Here is a 4786-nt window from a genome sequence, read left to right on the forward strand (position 1 = left end):
GGCGATTGTCATCGTAGCGATTATCATTGACCGCATCACCCAAGCCTTTGGACAAGGCAAGCGGGCCCGGCAGAAAACGCTTGCCAGTGCTAGACGCCCGATAGGTTAGCGAGTTGCTCACTATTGCTAAGATAGTGCTTACCTTGAAATCATAATTATAAAAACGATACCGATAAAATCATGCAAACAGCGAGAACGGCGATGAATCATATCCAACTAGAAAATATCAGTAAAATATATAACGCCAGTCAAACGCAAGCCAAAACGGTATTGGCATTACTGGCTGAGGGTATGGATAGTATTGCGGTCAAGGAGCAGACCGGCTATTCGGTCGGGTTGTATGATATTAATCTAGCAGTCAAGGCAGGGGAGTTGCACTGTATCATGGGACTATCAGGTTCCGGAAAGTCAACTTTGATACGTCATATCAACCGTTTGATTGACCCAACCAGCGGTAAGATATGGGTAAATACCTCTATCAATACAAATAATGCAAGAAAACCTATGACTGAGATGCCTTCTACGGGCGTGGCTACAGATAATAATATATTACCGCCAGATATTGTAAAATTAAATGCTATAAAATCAGCGACTGCTATGAATATCTTAGAACTCAATGATAAAGAGTTGCAGCACTATCGTCAGCAAACAGTCAGTATGGTATTCCAGCATTTTGGTCTAGTACCTCATATGACCGTCATTCAAAACGTCGCTTATGGTTTGCGAGTACGAAAAATGAGTATTAAGGAGCGTCATGAGGTGGCTCGGTACTGGCTCAATGAAGTTGGGCTATCAAATCTAGAGCGTAGCTATCCTGATGAGCTATCTGGTGGCATGCAGCAACGTGTTGGGCTGGCACGTGCATTAGCAATGGATAACCCTATATTACTCATGGATGAAGCGTTTTCTGCGCTCGATCCTTTGATTCGCGCTCAACTACAAGATCAATTACTAGACTTGCAAGCACGATTGAATAAGACGATTGTTTTTATTACCCATGATATCGATGAAGCCGCCAAGCTAGGTCAGCGTATTAGTATTTTAAATGGTGGACGTCTGGTACAAACCGGTACGCCAAGCGATTTACGTCATAATCCCGCTGATGAATATGTAGCAAAATTTATGGCGGCTAAACACTAGGGCTTGTCCTCAATTCAATCGAATGTCCTCTAAATGGGCTAAAAATGGCTAAATTTTGCCAAACATCATCAAATAGCTTATCAATATCTCGATATTATTTGCACTATTTTCCTTGTTTAACGGCAATTTATCTCATTTTTATCACCATTTTTAAAATGAGGACACGCTCTAGCAGCGTGTTGCTAATTCTGCCATTTATATCATAGTTGTTGCTCCCTCAGTTTTGTTTTCCCTATACATTCCTCTATCTCTCTACTCTTACTATGTTGTTAAAAAAGTGTAGCAATCTATATTTTACTATTAAAGTAAACTCCAGTATCGGTATATACTATTAAGGTAAGCTAATATAATATAGATGATTTTATTTCAACAGATAGTTTGATTTTAATAGTATGAGCATAGTGTAAAATTTCTTGATCAATCCTCATACTGTTTTACCTGTCTTTATTTAAAACCTATTTTTATTAAAAACCAGCTACTAGCTCTACAGCATTTTTGCTTTCTCCAAAAATCTCGTTCCACTCACCCTAATCAACATATTAAAAAACCGTGAATCGCTCTAGCATTGCTAGCTCACGGCCGTAAGACTTCGTAAAAAGGATATCTCATGTCACATAAAAAAACTCATAATCATGACCATAATCACGCTGACGATTTAGCGACAGCCATACCGCGTAATTCATCACGTTGGTTAAAGAATGTCAGTGCTTTTGGCGTCACGACAGTCTTGAGTGCAGGGATATTGGTTGCTTGTGGGCAAATGAGTAGCGCGGAAAATAATACAAGTAGTAGCGCAAGTACGAGCACGCAAAACAGTGGGGTGAAAAGCTCACGTGATATGTTGCCATCTGACATGCTTAAGCAGATGCAGGCATTGCCACAGCTGACCAAAGGTTTGGGTGAGACTGGGGCTGCAGTTATTGACCCCAATAAGCCAACCCTTGTTAAATTTTGGGCAAGCTGGTGTCCGCTCTGTTTAGGAACGCTTGAAGAGACAGAAAAATGGCGTACGGATCCAAAATTTGCCGATTTAAATGTCGTCACTGTGGCAAGTCCCGGACATCTAAACGAAAAAGCCGATAAAGATTTCAGCACTTGGTATTCAGGCGTGCAAGCCGATTATCCAAAGTTGCCCGTATTATCGGATGCTTCAGGTGAGCTGATTAATAAGCTTGGCGTACAGGTCTATCCAAGCTGGGCGATACTTGATAAAAATGGCAACTTAGTGCATTTAGTCAAAGGTAATATATCCGCCGAGCAAGCCTATGCATTGGCTGAAAACGCCAATAATGATTTTGCTGAGCTCAAAGCCGGCAGTGCCAAACCAGCAAATACGCAAGCATTGGATAATAACAGTAAGATTGAAACCATCAAGCAAAAAGATGGTGTTTACTATAATGACAAAGGTAAAGCGATTAATACGCGCTCGATCTATTTGGCTGGCGGTTGCTTCTGGGGCGTTGAAGCTTATATGGAGCGCGTCGATGGCGTTATTGATGCAGTATCAGGTTATGCCAATGGTGGTACCGCCAACCCTAGCTATGAGCAAGTGATTCGTGGCTCAGGGCATGCCGAAGCGGTCAAAGTCACCTATGATGCGGATAAAACAGACCTTGATACTATCTTAAAATATTATTTCCGCGTCATTGATCCAACCAGCCTAAATAAGCAAGGTAATGATCGTGGTGTGCAGTATCGTTCAGGCGTTTATTACACCGATAAAGCCGACAAAGCGGTGATAGATGCGGCGCTCAAACGTGTGCAAAGCCAACACAAGCAAAAAGTCGTGGTTGAAAACCAAGCATTGGACAATTTTTACTTGGCTGAGATGTACCATCAAGATTATCTGGCGAAAAACCCAAACGGCTATTGTCACGTTAATTTAAGTCTCGCTGATGATAAGCCTGAAGGCACAGCACGTACCAAGCTAGCACCGGTAAATAGTGTTGCTGAGACGCTAGATGCTAAGCGTTATGCTGGCTTTGATAAAAACGCACTCAAAAACACCTTAACTAAAGCCCAGTATAATATCACGCAAGATGCTGGCACTGAGCGCGCGTTTAGCCATGAGTATGATGAGCTATTTGCTCCTGGTGTATATGTCGATGTGGTCAGCGGAGAGCCATTATTCTTATCAACCGATAAGTACCAATCTGGTTGTGGCTGGCCAAGTTTTACTAAGCCTATTGACAAGCAGGTGATTACTCAACACGATGACATGGCCTTTAATATGGTCCGTACCGAGGTTCGCTCGCGTGTCGCAGATTCGCATTTGGGTCATGTATTCCCCGATGGTCCTAAGGACCGTGGTGGTCTGCGTTATTGTATCAATGGCGGTGCATTACAGTTTATCCCAGTCGATGTGATGCCGCAGTCAGGCTATGCGCCACTTGTAAAGTTGGTTAAACCTGCAAAACCTTAGTAAATAACATTGTGTAATAGCCATATAAAAAGACGCTAAGACTATCCTTAGCGTCTTTTTTATAGGTGATAGGCGGTTAATAATGTAGAGAATAGTCCTGTCAATCGTAGTAATTTTGCTGTTATCGCTGCTGAACTATGAAAAATAACCTAAATTTCGTTATACTCAAACGCTTATAACTATCTATTAGTGGCATCCATAGAGTTACCTATCCCTATTTTGTCGCTTGATACCTTTGGCGACTTCTCATTTTTGCATTTAAGGCCGTAACATGACCGTTACCCATACTCCTATTACTACCACTTTTACACCTATTATTACCTCGTTACTTGATAATGACTTATACAAATTTACGATGCTACAAGCCATGCTGCATCAATTTCCACAGACTCATGGCGTCTACCGCTTTCGCTGCCGTAATAATAAAGATGCCGCTTATCCGCTTGCTGATATCAAAAAACAATTAGAGCAGCAGTTAGACAGCTTGTGTGAATTGCGTTTTTTGGAAGATGAGCTTGAATATTTGCGTGGTTTGCGCTTTATGCGTTCTGATTTCGTTGATTATTTAGAGCTTTTCAAGCTAAAGCGTCGTTTTATCACGGTCAGTACCGATGACAAAGGTCGCTTATTTATCGATATTGAAGGACCGATGATTCAAGCGATGTTCTTTGAAGTATTTGTATTGGCAATCGTCAATGAGCTATATTTCAAGGCATTAACCGATGCTAGTGTGCTTGAAGAAGGTCAGCGCCGCTTAGATAAAAAGGTTGAATTATTGCATCAGTATGCAGCGGCACAGTCGAAAGATGGTCATGATATTCCAAAATTTATTGTCGCTGACTTTGGGACGCGAAGACGATTTAATAAAGACTGGCAAGCTCATGTAGTTGAAACTTTGCATAAGGCTGAACCAAACATAGTAAGTGGTACTTCTAACGTTTATTTGGCAAAAAAGCTTGGCATGACACCAATAGGAACGATGGCGCACGAATTTATGCAGGCATTTCAGGCATTGGATGTGCGCCTACGTGATTCACAAAAAGCCGCCCTTGAAGCGTGGGTACATGAGTATCGTGGTGATTTGGGTATTGCGCTGACTGACGTCGTCGGTATGGATGCGTTTTTACGAGATTTTGATTTGTATTTTGCCAAGCTTTTCGATGGTCTACGTCATGACAGTGGCGACCCATACTCATGGGGCGATAAAGCGATTGCTCATTATAA

3 protein-coding genes are annotated in these 4786 nt (G+C 41.9%); all 3 read left to right on the top strand.

The features are described 5' to 3' along the window. Positions 1–201: 201 nt before the first annotated feature. Entirely contained in the window at positions 202–1140 is a 939-nt protein-coding gene (locus VLN09_RS10270; RefSeq protein ID WP_325246214.1) for an ATP-binding cassette domain-containing protein, read from the top strand. Positions 1141–1747: 607 nt separating this feature from the next. Further along, positions 1748–3562 carry a bifunctional peptide-methionine (S)-S-oxide reductase MsrA/peptide-methionine (R)-S-oxide reductase MsrB gene (gene msrAB, locus VLN09_RS10275; RefSeq protein ID WP_325246210.1) on the top strand — a complete coding sequence of 605 codons (1815 nt, stop codon included), beginning with the start codon at positions 1748–1750 and terminating at the stop codon, positions 3560–3562. A gap of 271 nt (positions 3563–3833) precedes the next feature. Then, positions 3834–4786, top strand: a 953-nt coding sequence (gene pncB / locus VLN09_RS10280) for a nicotinate phosphoribosyltransferase (protein ID WP_325246212.1), incomplete at its 3' end; no start/stop codon positions are given.

This window comes from Psychrobacter sp. (assembly GCF_035469765.1).
Classification (GTDB): domain Bacteria; phylum Pseudomonadota; class Gammaproteobacteria; order Pseudomonadales; family Moraxellaceae; genus Psychrobacter.